10 protein-coding genes are annotated in these 15,115 nt (G+C 69.1%); 3 read left to right on the forward strand and 7 right to left on the reverse strand.

Annotated features, from left to right (window positions below; all coding sequences use genetic code 11):
• The first annotated feature begins 12 nt into the window (after nucleotides 1-12).
• A complete protein-coding gene (gene hydA / locus ACFWP5_RS11485) occupies nucleotides 13-1,434 on the forward strand; it encodes a dihydropyrimidinase (RefSeq protein ID WP_384153884.1) in 1,422 nt (473 codons plus the stop codon).
• Nucleotides 1,435-2,238: 804 nt separating this feature from the next.
• Here hydA and ACFWP5_RS11490 read toward each other — a convergent pair.
• Nucleotides 2,239-2,868: a TetR/AcrR family transcriptional regulator gene (locus tag ACFWP5_RS11490; protein ID WP_384153886.1), complete on the reverse strand. Its 630-nt coding sequence runs from the start codon at nucleotides 2,866-2,868 to the stop codon at nucleotides 2,239-2,241.
• 125 nt (nucleotides 2,869-2,993) lie between these two features.
• Here ACFWP5_RS11490 and ACFWP5_RS11495 point away from each other — a divergent pair, with 125 nt between their 5' ends.
• Nucleotides 2,994-3,968, forward strand: coding sequence for an aldo/keto reductase (locus ACFWP5_RS11495; protein ID WP_384153888.1), 975 nt, complete (start codon nucleotides 2,994-2,996; stop codon nucleotides 3,966-3,968).
• A gap of 173 nt (nucleotides 3,969-4,141) precedes the next feature.
• Here the strand turns inward: ACFWP5_RS11495 and ACFWP5_RS11500 are convergent, their stop codons facing one another.
• The 6 genes from ACFWP5_RS11500 to ACFWP5_RS11525 form a co-directional block, all read right to left on the reverse strand.
• On the reverse strand, nucleotides 4,142-5,698 hold the full coding sequence (locus ACFWP5_RS11500) for an alpha-L-arabinofuranosidase B (RefSeq protein WP_384153890.1): 1,557 nt from the start codon (nucleotides 5,696-5,698) through the stop codon (nucleotides 4,142-4,144).
• Nucleotides 5,699-5,856: 158 nt separating this feature from the next.
• Nucleotides 5,857-7,614, reverse strand: a complete 1,758-nt coding sequence (locus ACFWP5_RS11505; RefSeq protein ID WP_384153892.1) for an amylo-alpha-1,6-glucosidase — start codon at nucleotides 7,612-7,614, stop codon at nucleotides 5,857-5,859.
• 76 nt (nucleotides 7,615-7,690) lie between these two features.
• Entirely contained in the window at nucleotides 7,691-8,542 is an 852-nt protein-coding gene (locus ACFWP5_RS11510) for a carbohydrate ABC transporter permease (RefSeq protein WP_384153894.1), read from the reverse strand.
• Nucleotides 8,539-9,525, reverse strand: coding sequence for a carbohydrate ABC transporter permease (locus tag ACFWP5_RS11515; RefSeq protein ID WP_384153896.1), 987 nt, complete (start codon nucleotides 9,523-9,525; stop codon nucleotides 8,539-8,541). The genes ACFWP5_RS11510 and ACFWP5_RS11515 overlap by 4 nt, the downstream gene beginning before the upstream one ends.
• 20 nt (nucleotides 9,526-9,545) lie before the next feature.
• On the reverse strand, nucleotides 9,546-10,787 hold the full coding sequence (locus ACFWP5_RS11520; RefSeq protein ID WP_384153898.1) for an extracellular solute-binding protein: 1,242 nt from the start codon (nucleotides 10,785-10,787) through the stop codon (nucleotides 9,546-9,548).
• A 127-nt stretch (nucleotides 10,788-10,914) separates the two neighbouring features.
• The gene (locus ACFWP5_RS11525; protein ID WP_384153900.1) at nucleotides 10,915-11,970 is read right to left on the reverse strand and encodes a LacI family DNA-binding transcriptional regulator; all 1,056 of its coding nucleotides are present in this window, start codon (nucleotides 11,968-11,970) and stop codon (nucleotides 10,915-10,917) included.
• A gap of 781 nt (nucleotides 11,971-12,751) precedes the next feature.
• Here ACFWP5_RS11525 and ACFWP5_RS11530 point away from each other — a divergent pair.
• Nucleotides 12,752-15,034: an RICIN domain-containing protein gene (locus tag ACFWP5_RS11530; RefSeq protein ID WP_384153902.1), complete on the forward strand. Its 2,283-nt coding sequence runs from the start codon at nucleotides 12,752-12,754 to the stop codon at nucleotides 15,032-15,034.
• Nucleotides 15,035-15,115: the final 81 nt, after the last annotated feature.

Raw genomic sequence — 15,115 nt, forward strand, 5'->3', positions numbered from 1 at the left:
TGGAGGTCTGCCATGTCCCACCCCTCATCGACCGAACCCGTCGACCTCGTCGTCCGAGGCGGCACCGTGGTCAACGCCGACTGGCAGGGCGCCGCGGACGTCCTGGTGGGCGGCGGCAAGGTGCTCGGGCTGGTGGAGCCGGGCGCGTACCGCACCGTACAGGCCCCCGGTACCGCCGAGTTGGACGCCTCCGGACGCCTCGTGCTGCCCGGCGGCGTGGACCCGCACTGCCATGTCGGCTTCACCTCGGGGGACTTCACCTCCCTCGACGACTACCGCCAGGCCACCACAGCGGCCGTCTTCGGCGGTACGACCACGATCGTGGACTTCGCCATCCCGCGCCCCGGCGAGAACCCGGCCGACGTCGCCGCGACCCAACGCGCCAAGGCGGCACAGGGGTTGTGCGACAGCGCACTGCACGGGTGCGTGGTCGAGTGGGACGACACCGTGCCGGAACAGCTGCGGTCGCTGGCCTCCGACGGCATCGTCACGGTGAAGATGTTCACCACCTACCGCGGCGAGACCATGGCCGACGAGAAGACCATCCTGAACGTGATGACCACGCTGCGGGACCTCGGTGGCATGGTGGTCATCCACTGCGAGGCCGACCACATCATCGCGGACACACAGGAGCGCGGCGAGGCGGCCGGGTCGATCAGCGCGTCCCATCACGCGGGTACGCGGCCGGAGTTGGCCGAGAACGCGTCGGTCGCCGAGATCCTCGCCATCGCCGAGTCGGTGTCGGCCCCGGTGTACTTCGTCCACCAGTCGACACCCGAGGCGGTCGACCTGGTGGCCCGCGCCCGCGGCCGGGGAGTACGGGCGTTCACGGAGACCGTGGCCCACCACCTGGTCCTGGACGACTCGGCGTACGCCGGCCCGCATCCCGAACGCTTCGTGTGCTGCCCGCCGTTGCGGGACGCCGGCACGGTCGCCGGACTGCGCTCACGGCTGCTCATGGGCCAGGTGGCGACGATCGGCAGCGACCACTGCTGCTACGACACGGCCCAGAAGGAGTCGGTGAGCCACGACGTACGGGCGATGCCCAACGGTCTGCCGGGCGTGGAGACCCGTATGCCGGTGATCTTCAGCGAGTTGGTGGTCAAGGGCGGTCTTCCGGTGGGCCGCTTCGTCGAGTTGATGTGTGCCAACCCGGCCCGGCTCAACGGCCTCTACCCCCGCAAGGGAGTCATCGCACCCGGCGCGGACGCGGACCTGGCGATCTGGGACCCCACGACCACCCGCACGGTCCGCAGCCCCGGCCTGCACATGGCCACGGACTACACACCCTACGAGGGCATGCAGGTCACCGGCTGGCCGGAGACCGTCGTGGTGGGTGGCCGCGCCGTCGTCGAGGCCGGCCGCCTGACAGACCCCGAACCCCGGGGCCGCCACCTGCGCTCGGGCCCACTGAGCCGGTCCCTGGTCTGCTGACCCCGCGAGGGAACGGGCCACGCCGGCAGAAGCCGGGGCAGCGGGCAAGCACGCCCCATGTTGCTGAAGCTCTCCGTGATCACCGAGGCCCTCCCCGCGCCAGGCCACAGCCACTCCCCTACGGCGGCACCGGCGTCGTCGATGCCAAAGGTCCGGGCGTCTTCCGTCATTCCATGGACCACGACCCCAACTCCCCGAGGTTTGTGGTGGGTTCGCCGATGGTGTCCGACATGACGATCGATTGGATGCCTCGGGCCCGGTCAGGAACGCGGCGGCACCCGAGACGTCGTCCGGGGTACCCACCCGGAGTACGCCGGACGGCGGCCGGGCGACGCTTCGATCTCGTCATCGGCGCCGACGGTACGGGCCGGGCCGTTCGCGCGTCGGTGCAGGAGCCGTCGGTGGGTTTCACTGTCGAGACCTCCGCCATCCCGAACTACGGACCAATGCTGGAACTCGACCGGATCGGGGACCAGTTGGACAGGCGCTACCACCCGCACCTCCCACGCGCGCTGGACCTAACCCGTGAAGGTGCGATCTGCCGGATCAGCGCACACAGGTTGGCGACCAGAATCCTTGGCCGCTGTCCGCGCGATCCCCACCACCCGCTCCTACGCCGCCCGGCCCGTCTGGGCCTGAACCTGTCCTGCGTTCGAACCGCTCGCATGCCGCGTGGCGACCCGGCGGCCGCCCACCCAGCACGACATGCCACTCGCACCTCGCGTGAACGGCGTGCCCGCGCCAAAGGCGTCGGCGTACGCACGGCCTTCGCGCCAAGACACTGACCGGGTGCGTGGGGTGCACTCAGCCCCTTGCGGCAGCGGCTGTACTCCTGCCCGTGATGAGGGCTCGGGCCGCGGTGGTCGCGAGACGGGGAAGGTCCCCGGGGCGGCGGCGGTTCCGGCCGAAGGCTCCCTGGATCTGGAAAGTGGCGTAGCCATGGGCGAGAGCGAGGTGGGCTTCGAGGAGTTCCATCACCCCGAGGATGGTGTCGGCGGTGGAGGCCGCGGTGGCCAGGGGGAGCAGGACGTCGATGAAGTGACGGCCCGCTTCGTGGAGTTCGCGGTAGCGGGGGTCCTGGAAGTCGTCGGCGTAGATGAGTTCGAGGCCGACGCGGTGCTGGGCGACGTAGAGGGCGTAGGCGCCCGCAGTGGCGGCCAATTGTTCCACGGGGTCGTCCCCTGCCGCCTCTGCGGACTCGGCCAGCCGGTCGGCCAGCTCGTGCGCGACGGTGGCGGCGCAGGCGGCGAGCAGGGCCTCACGGTCACGGAAGTGGCGATAGGGGGCGCCGGAGGAAACACCCGCGCGAGCGGCGACCTTGGCCACCGAGAAACCGCGCGTGCCCGTCTCGGCCAGGACGGCCAGACCGTCGCGGATCAGCTGGGCGCGCAGGTCGCCGTGGTGGTAGCCGCGCCGGGCGATGGTGTCGCTCACAGAGCCCATTCTCCCCCACCCGCAATGTAAGAGTACTCTCACATGTGAGAGTACTCTTACATTGCGGGACGCCGGCCTGCCCGTCCCGGCAGGCAACCCGGATCACGGAAAGAAGACGTGTGAACATGCAGAAGCGACACCTGGGCCGACAGGGCCTGACCGTCTCCGCCCTCGGCTACGGCGCGATGGGCATCTCCCTTGCCTACGGTCCCTCCGACGAACAGGAAGGCATCGCGACCATCCGTCGGGCCCAGGAACTGGGCGTCACGTTCTTCGACACCGCCGAGTTGTACGGGCAGGGCGCAAACGAGCGCGTCGTCGGCAAGGCGCTGGCGCCGGTGCGTGACGAGGTCGTCATCGCCACCAAGTTCGGCTTCGACTTCACCGGCACCCGAGAGGGCGGCGTCGACAGCCGCCCCGAGCACATCCGCGAGGTCACCGACAACAGCCTCCGCCACCTGGGCACCGACCACATCGACGTCCTCTACCAGCACCGCGTCGACCCGAACGTGCCGATCGAGGAGGTCGCGGGCACCGTCGGGGAACTCATCGACGCGGGCAAGGTCCGCCACTTCGGCCTGAGCGAGGCAGGCGAGCAGACCATCCGCGCCGCCCACGCCGTCCAGCCGGTCTCCGTCCTGCAGACCGAGTACTCCCTGTTCGAGCGGGACGTCGAGGCACTCCTTCCCGTCCTGCGGGAACTCGGCATCGGTTTCGTGCCCTACTCCCCGCTCGGCCGGGGCTTCCTGACCGGACAGGCCAAGCCCGGCGCCGAGTACCCCGATGGCGACATGCGCCAGTGGGACGCCCGCTACCAGCCCGGCAACTACGAGAAGAACCAGGAAGCCACCCGCCTGCTCGGCGAGTTGGCGGCCACCAAGGGAATCAGCGTCGCCCAGCTCGCCCTTGCCTGGCTCCTGGCACAGGGCGAGGACATCGTCCCCATCCCCGGCACGCGCAACCTCGAACGGCTCGACGAGAACGTCGGCGCCGCCGAGGTCAGCCTCACCGATGCGGACCTCGCCCGCATCAAGGAAGTTCTGCCCACCGGCGGCTACGGCGCCCGCTACCCCGAAGCCATGATGCCGACCTGGAACTGAGAAGTGATCTCCCTCGTACGGGTGTCGTGGGGTGATCTCAGGTGCCTCCAGGTCAGCACGTGGTCAGCACCGTGCCGGATCGGCGCCGGGGAAAGAAATACCCGCCCCGCACACCACCCCGGACCGTGTCCGCCCCCGTGTCCTCCCCGCCGGGTTCCGTTCGACTCCCGAGGTCAGGACCAGGGAGAGGCAACCATCCAGCTGCTGTCGTCGACGAAGGAGCTGAGGGTGTCGAAGGTGTCCGAACCGCCGTTGGACGCGGCGTAGACGTTGTAGGCGTAGTGCCGCAGATACCTGCTGGGGTAGTTCACGGAGAGAAAGGAGTAGCCCTGGCCGCTGTTGCCCGGCTGTGGGCAGAAGGTGGCGTCCTGTGCGAAGTTCGACGTTCCGTCGTTCGCGTTCAGCTGCAGACGGAAGGCGTAGTGGCGAAGGTAGTTGCCGGCCTTGTTCGCGGACTCGAACGAGACGCAGGAGGCGTTCGCAAGCCCCGCCCGGACGATCCAGGTCGCGTCTGCCTTCGTCGTCGTCGAGGAGGAGGAGCTGACGTTCGCGATCACGGTGTAGTTGTCACTGTCGTTGTGCTTGATGTAGTCCGTGGTGCAGCACGCCGTGGTGGCCTGCAAGGAGATCCGTGAACCGGGGGCGAGGGCGTTCGACGCGGCCGGGGCGGTGTAGCCGACGGAGGTGATGTTGGCCTGGACGGCGTTCTCCGTGGCCTCCGTCGGGAAACCGGACGTCAGGACGCCTTCGTAGAACGTGCCGGCGTCCCCGTTGCTGTTGTCACCGCCGATGCCGAGGATGATGGCACCCTCCTTCTTCATGGTGGTGTAGCCGGAGGGGCGAGCGCCGTCGTAGTACGTCGAGAGGCTGCCGGACTGGGCGTTGCCGCCACGGATCGCCCAGTGGTTGGCCTGGCCCTTGAGCATCGCCGTGTGGAACCGGTTGTTCACCGTCGGGTCGTTGGCGTTGTATCCGGCACTCCCACCGGAGAACAGGCCGTTCTCCATGTCCGCCATCACCCAGGGGCCGGTGCCGGCGCCGTAGCCCCAGAGGTTGAGGTTGCCGAAGTAGATGGCCTCCATGGTGCCGTTGCCGTCATTGCGGTTGTCGGTCTCGGCGTTGCCGTAGTCGAAGCAGCAGTTGCCGTTGTAGTGCGTGCCGTCGAGGACCGCGTACATGCCCTCGGCCGCATCTCCGGTGGCGACGCCACTGGTGTGATTGTTGCGGTATCCGGTGCCGGGCCCCACGAACACGCCGTACGCCTCGTGACCGGCGACGGTGACAGGCGCCGCCGCGGCGGGCGCGAGGTTGTCGTTGCCGCCCGATGCCGGGCCGGGGAACTGCCCGGCGGGGGCCTGGGTGAGGTTGTTGCCCTTGCCCGACTGGTCGTAGATGACCGTGATAACGCAGCTGGTGCCGGCGCAGAAGGAGTCCTGCGCGCCGGCGTTGGCGTAGCCGCCCGCGCTGAGGACCCCGATGTCCTTGGTGGTGCCGTCCGAGGCGCGCCGGACCTGGTACAGCGATCCGTTGAACGCGGCGTACAGCGCCCGGGTGGTGCTGTGCGCCGCCACGCAGGGTGTGCCGCCGCCGGCATAGATGTCGCAGGGCTCCTGGGTGGCGGCCTGCGACGTGGTGGCCGTGCCGCTGAGAACGCCGGCGGCTAGTAGGGCGGTCGTGCCGGCCGCCAAGAGCGCGCGCCGGGCGCGGCGTATCCACGGTCGAACGGACATGGTGGAACTCCTTTGCAGACGGGAGAGATGGATGTGACCTGCTGTCCCGAAGCCGGCCGCGACAGCGATGTCGGCGGGCTGCGCCGTGTCCAAAAGGCCCACGGCACGGGTGTCGTGTCCGGTGCCGCCGAGGTCTTCGACCCGGCCCGGACGGTGGGTCAGCCGACCGCGGTCCGGGCGGGCTCCGTGCGCCTCAGCTCGTGGGCCTCGGCGAGGAGGAGGTAGCTGCTGGCGGTCCAGGTGTAGGCGCGGTCGCGCAGGCCTACGCCGGTGAGGGCGTCGAAGTTCTCCGCGAAGCCGGAGGTTTCGCACAGGGCGCGGAACCGGGCGCTGATCTCGTCCGCGAGGCGGTGGTGGCCGGCGCGGCGCAGGCCGTCCTCGATCAGGACGGTGGACGGTGCCCAGATCGGGCCGCGCCAGTAGCCGTCGTCCGAGTAGTGCGGCGAGGTGGGCAGTTCGGTGGCGAGACCGTGCGCGGTGAGGTGGGCCTCGATGCGGTCGGCCAGCGCGTCGCCGATGTCCTTGGGCAGGTGCTCGCCGAGCACGACGGGCATCAGGTCGAGCAGGCTGGAACTGGTCCACGTGACCCCGCTGTGCGCCGAGCGGGCGACGAACCGGTCGCCGGTCCACAGCTCGTCGAGCAGCGCCGCCTGCGTCGCGTCGGCCGTCCGGGTCCACCTGCGCGTGTCGTCCGGAAGTCCCAACTCATCTGCCAGTACGGCGAGTTCACGTAGTTGGAGGACGAGGAAGGCGGCCAGGTCGGCGCTGACGATCACGCGTTCGGGGTCGAAGGTGGTGGCGTTGTCCCAACCGCTGTCGTTGCCGTGCTGGTAGTGCGGGAGGGCGGACCCGGGTGCGCGCCGCATGGTGAGCCAGAACTCCGTCCAGCGGGCCAGCCGGTCGTAGACCTCGGTCAACTCCGCCTCGCCGAGCGGTTCGTGCAGCCGTCGGCGCAGGTGGCGCAGCGCCCAGCCGTGGATGGGGGGCTTGACGAAGTTGTAGAGGATCTCCGAGTGGGCCACCGAGTCGGGCAGCGCACCGGTCTCGTCCTGGTGGTCGAAGGGCAGCGAGAACTGGTCCAGGGCAAGCCCGGGCGAACCGGGCGCCAGGGCAAGGGCGTTGAAGCAGTGGTCCCAGCTCCACACCTTGTCCATCCAGTGCTTCGACATCAGCACCGCGGGCCGGGTGACGAAGCCCCGCGGCCGGACGGTCGCGGACCACAGCACGTAGGCGGCGAGTTCCGCGGCGGGTGTCCTGGACGAACGCCAAGGTGCGACGGTGTCGACGAAGGAGGAGAAGGCGCTGTGCGCGGCGTCCATGACCTGGTCGAAGGATGCCGAGGAGGTGTACGGGAGGCGCGCGGTCTCGTACTCCTCGATCGCGGCCTCCCAGACCGCGCCGGCCTCGGCGCCGATCGTGACACCTCGCGCGGCGCTGCCCAGCGTCTGCGTGCCGGACGCCTCGGTCACGGTCCCGGACAGCACGGTGACGCGGTAGCGCCGCCCGGTCTCGTACGAGGTGAACACATAGGCTCCCGTGACGGGTTCGGGGTAGAAGTAGGTGCCGCTGAAGGGGGTCAGCGCGGTCGCCGCCGCGCCGATGTGCAGGCCCAGTCCGTCACCGCGCAGGCGTACGGTGTCCGGCGACTCATAGGCCAGGTCGATGCGGCCTTCGGCGCCGGTCCAGCTGAGCAGGCTCGGCGTCGCGTGCGGCCCGGTGGCGGCGCGGTCGCCGGTGGTCGTGTCGAGCGGGACGAGGCGCAGCACGGCGTGCATGCCGTTCTGGTGCGAGACGAGGTGGAGGTCGTCGGCGATGATCTTCTCCGCCACCACGGGCGAGACACCGAACCATGATCCGCGGGTGCTGAACGGGATGTCGTGGACGGAGAAGGCCAGACCGGACGGGGCGGCGATCATGCAGCGTGACTCGTTTCTGGAGCAGGAGTGATCGGCACGTGGGCAGACGGCTGGGAAACACGACTCGGTGGCGCAGTCAGTCCTTGACGGCGCCGGCGCTCACGCCGGCGGCGACGTAGCGCTGGGCGAGGACGAGGATGCCCGTGGCGGGCAGCGAGGCCACGACGGCGGTCGCCATGATGGCGTTCCACTCCTGGTTGTTGTTGCCGATGTAGTGGTAGATGCCGAGGGTGATCGGCTCGTGCGCGCCGCCGTTGGCGAGGGTGCTGGCGAAGACGAAGTCGGACCAGGACCACAGGAACGCGAACAGCGACACCGTGACGACGGCGTTGCGGCTCATGGGCAGCACGATCGACCGGAAGGCGCGCATCGGGCCGGCGCCGTCCACCTGTGCGGCCTGGAGGAGTTCGCCGGGGATGCCGGACATGAACGCGGTGAAGACGAGGACGGCGAAGGGGACGGCCAGCGTGGAGTCGGCGACGATCAGGCCCGGCACCGACTGGAGCAGGCCGAGGCTGAGGTAGATGGCGTAGAAGCCCATCGCCATGATGATGCCGGGGATCATCTGCGCGACCAGGAAGAGGAAGCTGAGCACGCCGCCGCCGCGTGGGCGGAGTTTGGCCAGGGCGTAGCCGGCCGGTGCGGCCAGCGCCACCGTCACCGCGACCGTGCCCAGGCCGATGACGAGGCTGGTGCCGAGGTAGGGCAACTGGTCGTCCAGGACGGCCCGGTAGCCCGCCAGCGTGCCATGCACGGGGAACAGGTCGGGCGGGCTCTTGCGCATGTCCTGGTCGCGGGTGAAGGACACGTTGAGCATCCAGTAGACCGGGAAGAGCATCAGCCCGGTGAGGGCGACACCGATGGCGGTCTTCCACCAGGTGGTCCGACGGGCCCGGCGCGGACGGAGTGCGGTCGCGATGGTCGTCATGAGGCGTACTGCTTTCGCTGGACCCTCAGGTACACCAGGCCGAAGACCAGGGCGGCGACCACCAGCAGGTTGCCGACGGCCGCTCCCGGACCGAAGGCGGGCAGGAGGTTGCCGAAGCCGAGCTGGTAGGACCAGGTGGCGAAGGTGGTGGACGAGTCGGCCGGGCCGCCCTTGGTCATGATCCAGATGATGTCGAAGACCTTGAGCGTGTAGACCAGGCCCAGCAGCAGGGTGATCGCGGACACCGGGCGCAGCAGCGGGAAGGTGATGCTCCAAAAACGCCGCCAGGCGCCGGCTCCGTCCAGAGCGGCCGCCTCGCACAGGCTCGCGGGGATGGACTGCAGGCCGCTGTAAAGCACGACCAGATTGAAGGGGACGCCGATCCAGATGTTGGCGATGATCACCGAGGCCAGCGACCAGGTCGGCGAGGTCAGCCAGTTCACCGGGGCGATGCCGACGGCGTGCAGGGCGGTGTTGACCACACCCGAGTCGCTGTTGAGCATCCACGACCAGGTGGAGGCCGACACGATCAGCGGCAGCAGCCAGGGTACGAGGAACAGGGCGCGCAGGGTCGCGGAGAGCCGGAAGTTCTGGTTGAAGAAGACCGCCAGGGCCAGCCCGATGGCGTACTGGAAGAACAGGCACACGGCGGTGAAGACCACGGTGTGCAGCAGGGCGGGAGCGAAGGTCGGATCGTCGAAGACGGTGCGGTAGTTGGCCAGGCCGGTGAAGGGCGCGTTGCCCTGGACGAAGGAGCGGACCGTGTAGTTGCGCAGGCTGAGGTCGATGTTGCGGTAGAGGGGATAGGCGTAGAAGAGGACGAGGTAGAGGGTCACCGGGGTGAGGAATCCCCAGGCGGCCCACTGCTGCGAGGGGCGACGGCGCCGCCGTGGCGCCGCGCGGGCCGGGGACGGGACGGCGGTGGCCGCGCCTTCCCGGCCGAGCACGGGGCGGCGGTCCGGCGGGTGTGTCGTACGGTTCATCAACGACCCTTGCCCTCCGGTTACTTGACGGCGTTCTGGGCCGCGGTGAGCGCGTCCTTCGGTGACTGGGCCCCGCTCAGGGCCGACTGGACCGCCTTCCACAGCTGCTCCGAGATCTTCGGGTACTTGATGCCGAGGTCGTCACTGGTGCGTCCCTTGGCTGCCTTGACCGCAGAGACCCACGGCTTCAACTTCGCGTTCGACGCCACCTGCTTGTCCTGCACCGCGCCGGTGGGGGCCACGTAGGACAGGGTGGTGTCGGTGGCGTAGAGGTTGTCGGTGCTGGTCAGGCAGGAGACCAGCTTGCGCGCGGTGGCGTACCGGCCGGTGTCGCCCTGGACGGGGACGGTGACGAACTCGCCGCCGGTGGGGGCCGCGGCGTTGCCGCCGGAGGCACCGGGGATCGGGAGCACGCCGTAGTCGAACCCGGCCTTCTCGGCATTGGCGAGCTGCCAGGTGCCGTTCTCGGCGAAGGTGTAGTCCCCGGTGGCGAACTCCTGCCAGCTGGTGGTCTGGGTGTTGTTGAGCACCGAGTTGGGCGCGTATCCCCGCTTCAGCCAGTCCTTCCACAGGGACAGCGCCGACTCGCCCTGGGACGAGTCGAGTTGGGTGAGCTTCGCGCCCGCGCCCCAGAACCACGGCAGGAACTGGAAGCTGCCTTCCTCCGTGCCGATCGCGGAGAAGGTGATGCCCTTCTTGCCCGCCTTCTTCGCCTTCTCCAGCGCCGCCGTGAGCGACGGCCAGTCCTTGACCGAGGCGATGTCCACCCCGGCTTCCTTCAGGATCTTCTTGTTGTAGTAGAGGGCAAGGGTGTTGGCGCCGATCGGGATGCCGTAGGTCTTCCCGCCCGACTGGCCGGCCGCCAGCAGGTTGGCATCCACCTTGGAAGTGTCCACCTTGTTGTCGGCCGTCGTGGTGAGCACGCCGGCCTCCGCCAGGGTCGACACCACCGGGTTGTCGACGATGAGGACATCCGGGGAGTTGTCCTGCTGGGCCGCCAGCAGCGCCTTGTTGGCGAGGTCGCTGGTGTCGAAGGCGGTCCGCTTGATCTTCACCCCGGCCTTGGTGCCGCAGCCGTCGAGCAGCTTCGACCAGGCCGAGTTCTTGGCGAACTGCGGGTAGGGGTCCCAGATGGTGTACGTGCCGCCGGCCGCGTCCTTGGTGCTGCTGCTGTCAGAGCCGGAGGAGCAGGCGGTGCCGGCGGCAGCGACGACGGTCGACAGAGCCACCGCGGTGAGGCGGCGCCTGGAGGATCTGTGCATGGCGGGTTCCTCGGTTCTGGGCACAGCGGTGCCGCGGAAAGGGGTGACGGGGGGAGGCGAGCACGCCGAGCGGTGAGGGGGCGGAGTGCCGGTGATATCGACTGGAGACGGGGGGACGGGACGGGGATCAGGAGTGCGGATCGACGCCGGAGCCCGGGGCTTGGGCGGAGGGTGTGCCGCCGGCGGGTCCGGTGCTGGCCCGCAGTGAGATCGGCGGTGCGAGCAGGTGGTGCCGCGCAGCCGCGCCGGGCTGGTCGAGCCGTTCGACGAGCAACTCGACGGCGAGGCGTCCCATCTGCTCCGCCGGTACGTCCGCCGCGGTGAGCTGCGGGGTCACCGTCTCCGCCCACCGGCCGGCCACGACCCCGGTGACGGAGAAATCGCGCGGCACATGGCGGCCCGCCACGGACAGGCCGCGGTAAATTCCGCCCAGCGCGGCCTCGTTGAGGGTGACGAGCGCCGTGGTGGCAGGCTCGTCCCGCAGAATCTGTTCCAGGCATGCCTGGCCCGATGCGGCATCGTCCCCGCAGCAGTACGTGCGCACGGCCAGCCCGCGCTCGGCCGCGGCCTTGGTGAAGCCGTCAAGGCCGTGGTGGGCCGACTCGTATCCGGCCCGCAGCAACTGCTCGGGGCGGTTGACGAAGGCGACCCTGCGATGGCCGAGGTCCGCGAGGTGATGCACGCACGCCCCTGCCAGCGCGGTGTGGTCCAGGCCGACCCACCAGGTGCCTTCGGGATGCGCGGTCCGGCCGATGGCGACGGAGGGGAAGCCGAGGGCGGCCAGGTGATCGACCCGGTCGTCCTCCAGTCTGATCTCCATCAGGATCGCGCCGTCGACCCGCCGCTCCCCCAGCATCCGCTGGAACGAGCGGTCACTGTCGACGCCACTGGGTGACAGCAGCACGTCGTAGTCGTGGGCCGCGGCGGCCTCCACCACGCTGCCGATGAAGTCGAGCTGCATCCCGGTGTAGTGGTTCCCGGCCGGCGGGAAGACCAGACCGATCGTGCTGGTCCGACCGTTGGCCAAGGCGCGCGCACTCGCGTTGGGCCGGTAGCCCAGTTCGTCGATGACCCGCTGGATCTTGTGCCGGGTGTCGTCCGACACCGGACGCTTGCCGCTCAGCGCGTAGGACACGGTGCTCCGCGAGACACCGGCCCGCCGGGCGATCTCACCGATGTTCACGGGAACTCCTTGCTCGAACCGGTTCGCTGCTCAGGGAGAGACACAGGTTGCCGGACGCGTGAGGGCTGGGCGACGAAGAGAGCGAGATCCGGTTGTCGAACCGGTTCGCGTGAACCGACGGTAGGAATCGCCGGGATGGGTGTCAACACCCCGCACAACACTTCTCGTAACCGGGCCGGCACCTCTCATGAACGGACACAGCCCCTTGTGTCACGAGTATTGCTGGTCGGTTTCCGGAGTGCTAGCTTCCTGCGAACCGGTTCGACCAGTACACGCTCCAGCTGTCAACAAGGGGCATCTGGACGGCACTTGAACGCGGAACCGAAAGACCAGCACCAGCCAAACCGACCTGCGACCCAGCGGTACGGCTACGTCGAACCGGTTCGATCTCTCTCCTCAACGTACGAGCAGTACGGATCCATGGAGACCTCAGTGCGACGGACAAGAACGACGGGAGTCGGCGCCGTACCACTGGCCAAGGGCGGCTCCGCGACCTTCCGGGTCTGCTCCCGCACCGACGGTGAATCGACCGTGTCCGTCGACCACTTGGGCGGCGGTCGGCCGAGCCTGTTCCTGAACGACAAGGAGCTCTACATGCCCAGGTCGAGGACGACAGGACGGGCACCGACCGGGTCCGGATGTTCCTCTCCGGCGGGATCAACAAGATCACCGGCATGTCCCGAGCACTGCTCCGCGACCGGCTGCGCGTCGCCCCACCCACGGGCGCCCTGACGACCAAGGTGACCAGGCGGAGGACGGCACCCTTACCGGCGCCGCCCAGGTGACCGACGCCCACGCCTTCACCTCGGGCGGCGAGACGGTCACCGACATCGGCGACGGCACGGCGAACGCCCTGTCCGTCTACGTCGTCGCGCAGCACGCAGGTCGGCACGCGATCACCATCCGCCACTCCAACGGCGAACGGGAGCCCGCCACCCGCTACAGCCCCGATCCGGTCGCCCGCCACGCCGACCTCTCGGTCAATGGCGGGTCGACCCGCCGAGTGCTGTTCCCGACGACCGTCCACTTCGACAACCTCTGGGAACCGACCGTCCCCGTCGCCCTGGAGAAGGGCACCACCGGCCCACCTTCACCGCACAGGAGCTGCCCGACTTCAACGGTGACACCCACCACCAGTACGACCAGCGGTTGCCGTACTCAGCGGTCATCGACCGCATCTCCTTCTCCCCTCCCTCGCGCAGAAGCAGTCCTGACACCCCAACCCCTTGGAGAGCCGCACATGCGCACCCGTTCACCACGCCTGTTGTTCAGATGCACCGTTCTCCTGACAGCGCTCGCGGCGAGTCTGCTGCCCGCCACCGCCTCGCACGCCGCCGACACCAGCGTCACCGTGGACTTCGCGACGGCCGGGGGCGCCCCGACCTACCACGCCTCCGGCATGATCTACGGGATGACGCCGGACGGTTCGCTGCCGCAGGACCACTTCTTCAAGGACATCAAGTGGCACTTCATGCGGGCCGGCGGCGCCCAGCTCAACAGCGGCGGCTACGCCACCAGCCTCGCCGACTACCAGACCCGCTGGAACTCCACGCTCGCCCAGTACAAGCGCACGGCCGCCCTCGGCGGCACCTTCGTGCTGCTCCCCCACGACCTGTGGGGTGCCGACGGCACGACGAGCCAAGGCTGGCCCGGCGACAATGGTGACTGGACGCAGTTCGACGCCTTCGTCGCCCAGCTCGTCAGCGACGTCAAGGCCAACAACATGACCGTCGAGTGGGACCTGTGGAACGAACCCGACGGCAGCAACTTCTGGGGCGCCTCGCAGAGCCAGTACCTGCAGATGTGGTCCCGGTTCTACGCCAAGGTACGCGCCGCCTTCCCCTCCCAGCTGATCGTCGGCCCCAGCATCGCGGGCCAGCCCAGCTCCTCCAACAGTTGGTGGACGACGTACCTGACCTACATCAAGGCGAACAACGTCGCCCCGGACATCTACAGCTGGCACGACGAACCCGGTGACCCGGTGACCGACGTGGGCCGCGCCAACTCCACCCTCTCCGCCGCCGGGTTGACCAACACCCGGCCGTACCAGATCAACGAGTACGCCACCCTTTCCATGCAGTCCCCCGGCGGCGGCGCCTGGTTCATCGGCCGCCTCGAGCGGGCCGGCGCCGACGGCCTGCGCGGCAACTGGGCCTCCGGCACCAACCTGCACGACGACGAGGCCAACCTGCTCACCAAGAACAGCGCCGGCCAGTACCTGCCGCTCGGCGAGTGGTTCATGTACCGCTACTACGGCTCCCAGAGCGGCAACATCGTCAACCTGATCCCGGGCAGCGGCACCGACGGCCTGGCCACCAAGGACAACACCGCCAAGAACGCCAAGGTGCTGCTCGGCAGCAGCGGCAACACGGGCACGGTCACCGTCAACCTCACCGGCCTGAACACCACCTCGGTCGTGGAGAACAGCCAGGTTCGCGCGGTCGTCCAGCGCGTCCCGTACAACAGCGGCGCGGCCGTCACCGGGCCGACGACCGTCTCCGACACCACCCTCACGGTCAGCGGCAACGCCGCCTCGGTGAGCGTTCCGTTCAGCAACGCCAAGGACGGCTACACCGTCACCCTCCTTCCGCCGTCCAACACCACGATGTCCACGGTCGCCGTGAGCGAGAACAGCGGCCAGTGCCTGGACGACACCGCCCTCAGCACCGCCAACGGCACCCAGTACCAGCAGTACTCCTGCGAGGGCGGCTACCAGCAGATGCTCGACCTCAAGCCGGTCTCCGGCCGGACCAACACCTACACCGTGGTCAACGAGCTCAGCGGCAAGTGCCTGGACGTGGCCGGCGCCTCCACGGCCGACGGCGCGGCCGTCGACCAGTACACCTGCAACGGCGGCACCAACCAGATGTTCACCCTCAACCCTGTCACCGCGCTCGGCAACAGCCAGGACTACCAACTGGTCGCCGTCCACAGCGGCAAGTGCGTCGACGTCTCCGACGTCTCCACCGCGCCACGGGCCCTGATCCACCAGTGGACCTGCGACGCTGCGAGTGCGCTGAGCACCAAGAAGAACCAGATCTGGCGCCTCCAGGGCAAAGCCTGACGTCGTCCCCTGCGGCCCCGGCACCACCGCCTCCCCGCGACAAACCGGGGCCACCTGCGCACGGGACGGGTTTCCCGAGGT

This window comes from Streptomyces sp. NPDC058469, from assembly GCF_042721125.1.
Classification (GTDB): domain Bacteria; phylum Actinomycetota; class Actinomycetes; order Streptomycetales; family Streptomycetaceae; genus Streptomyces.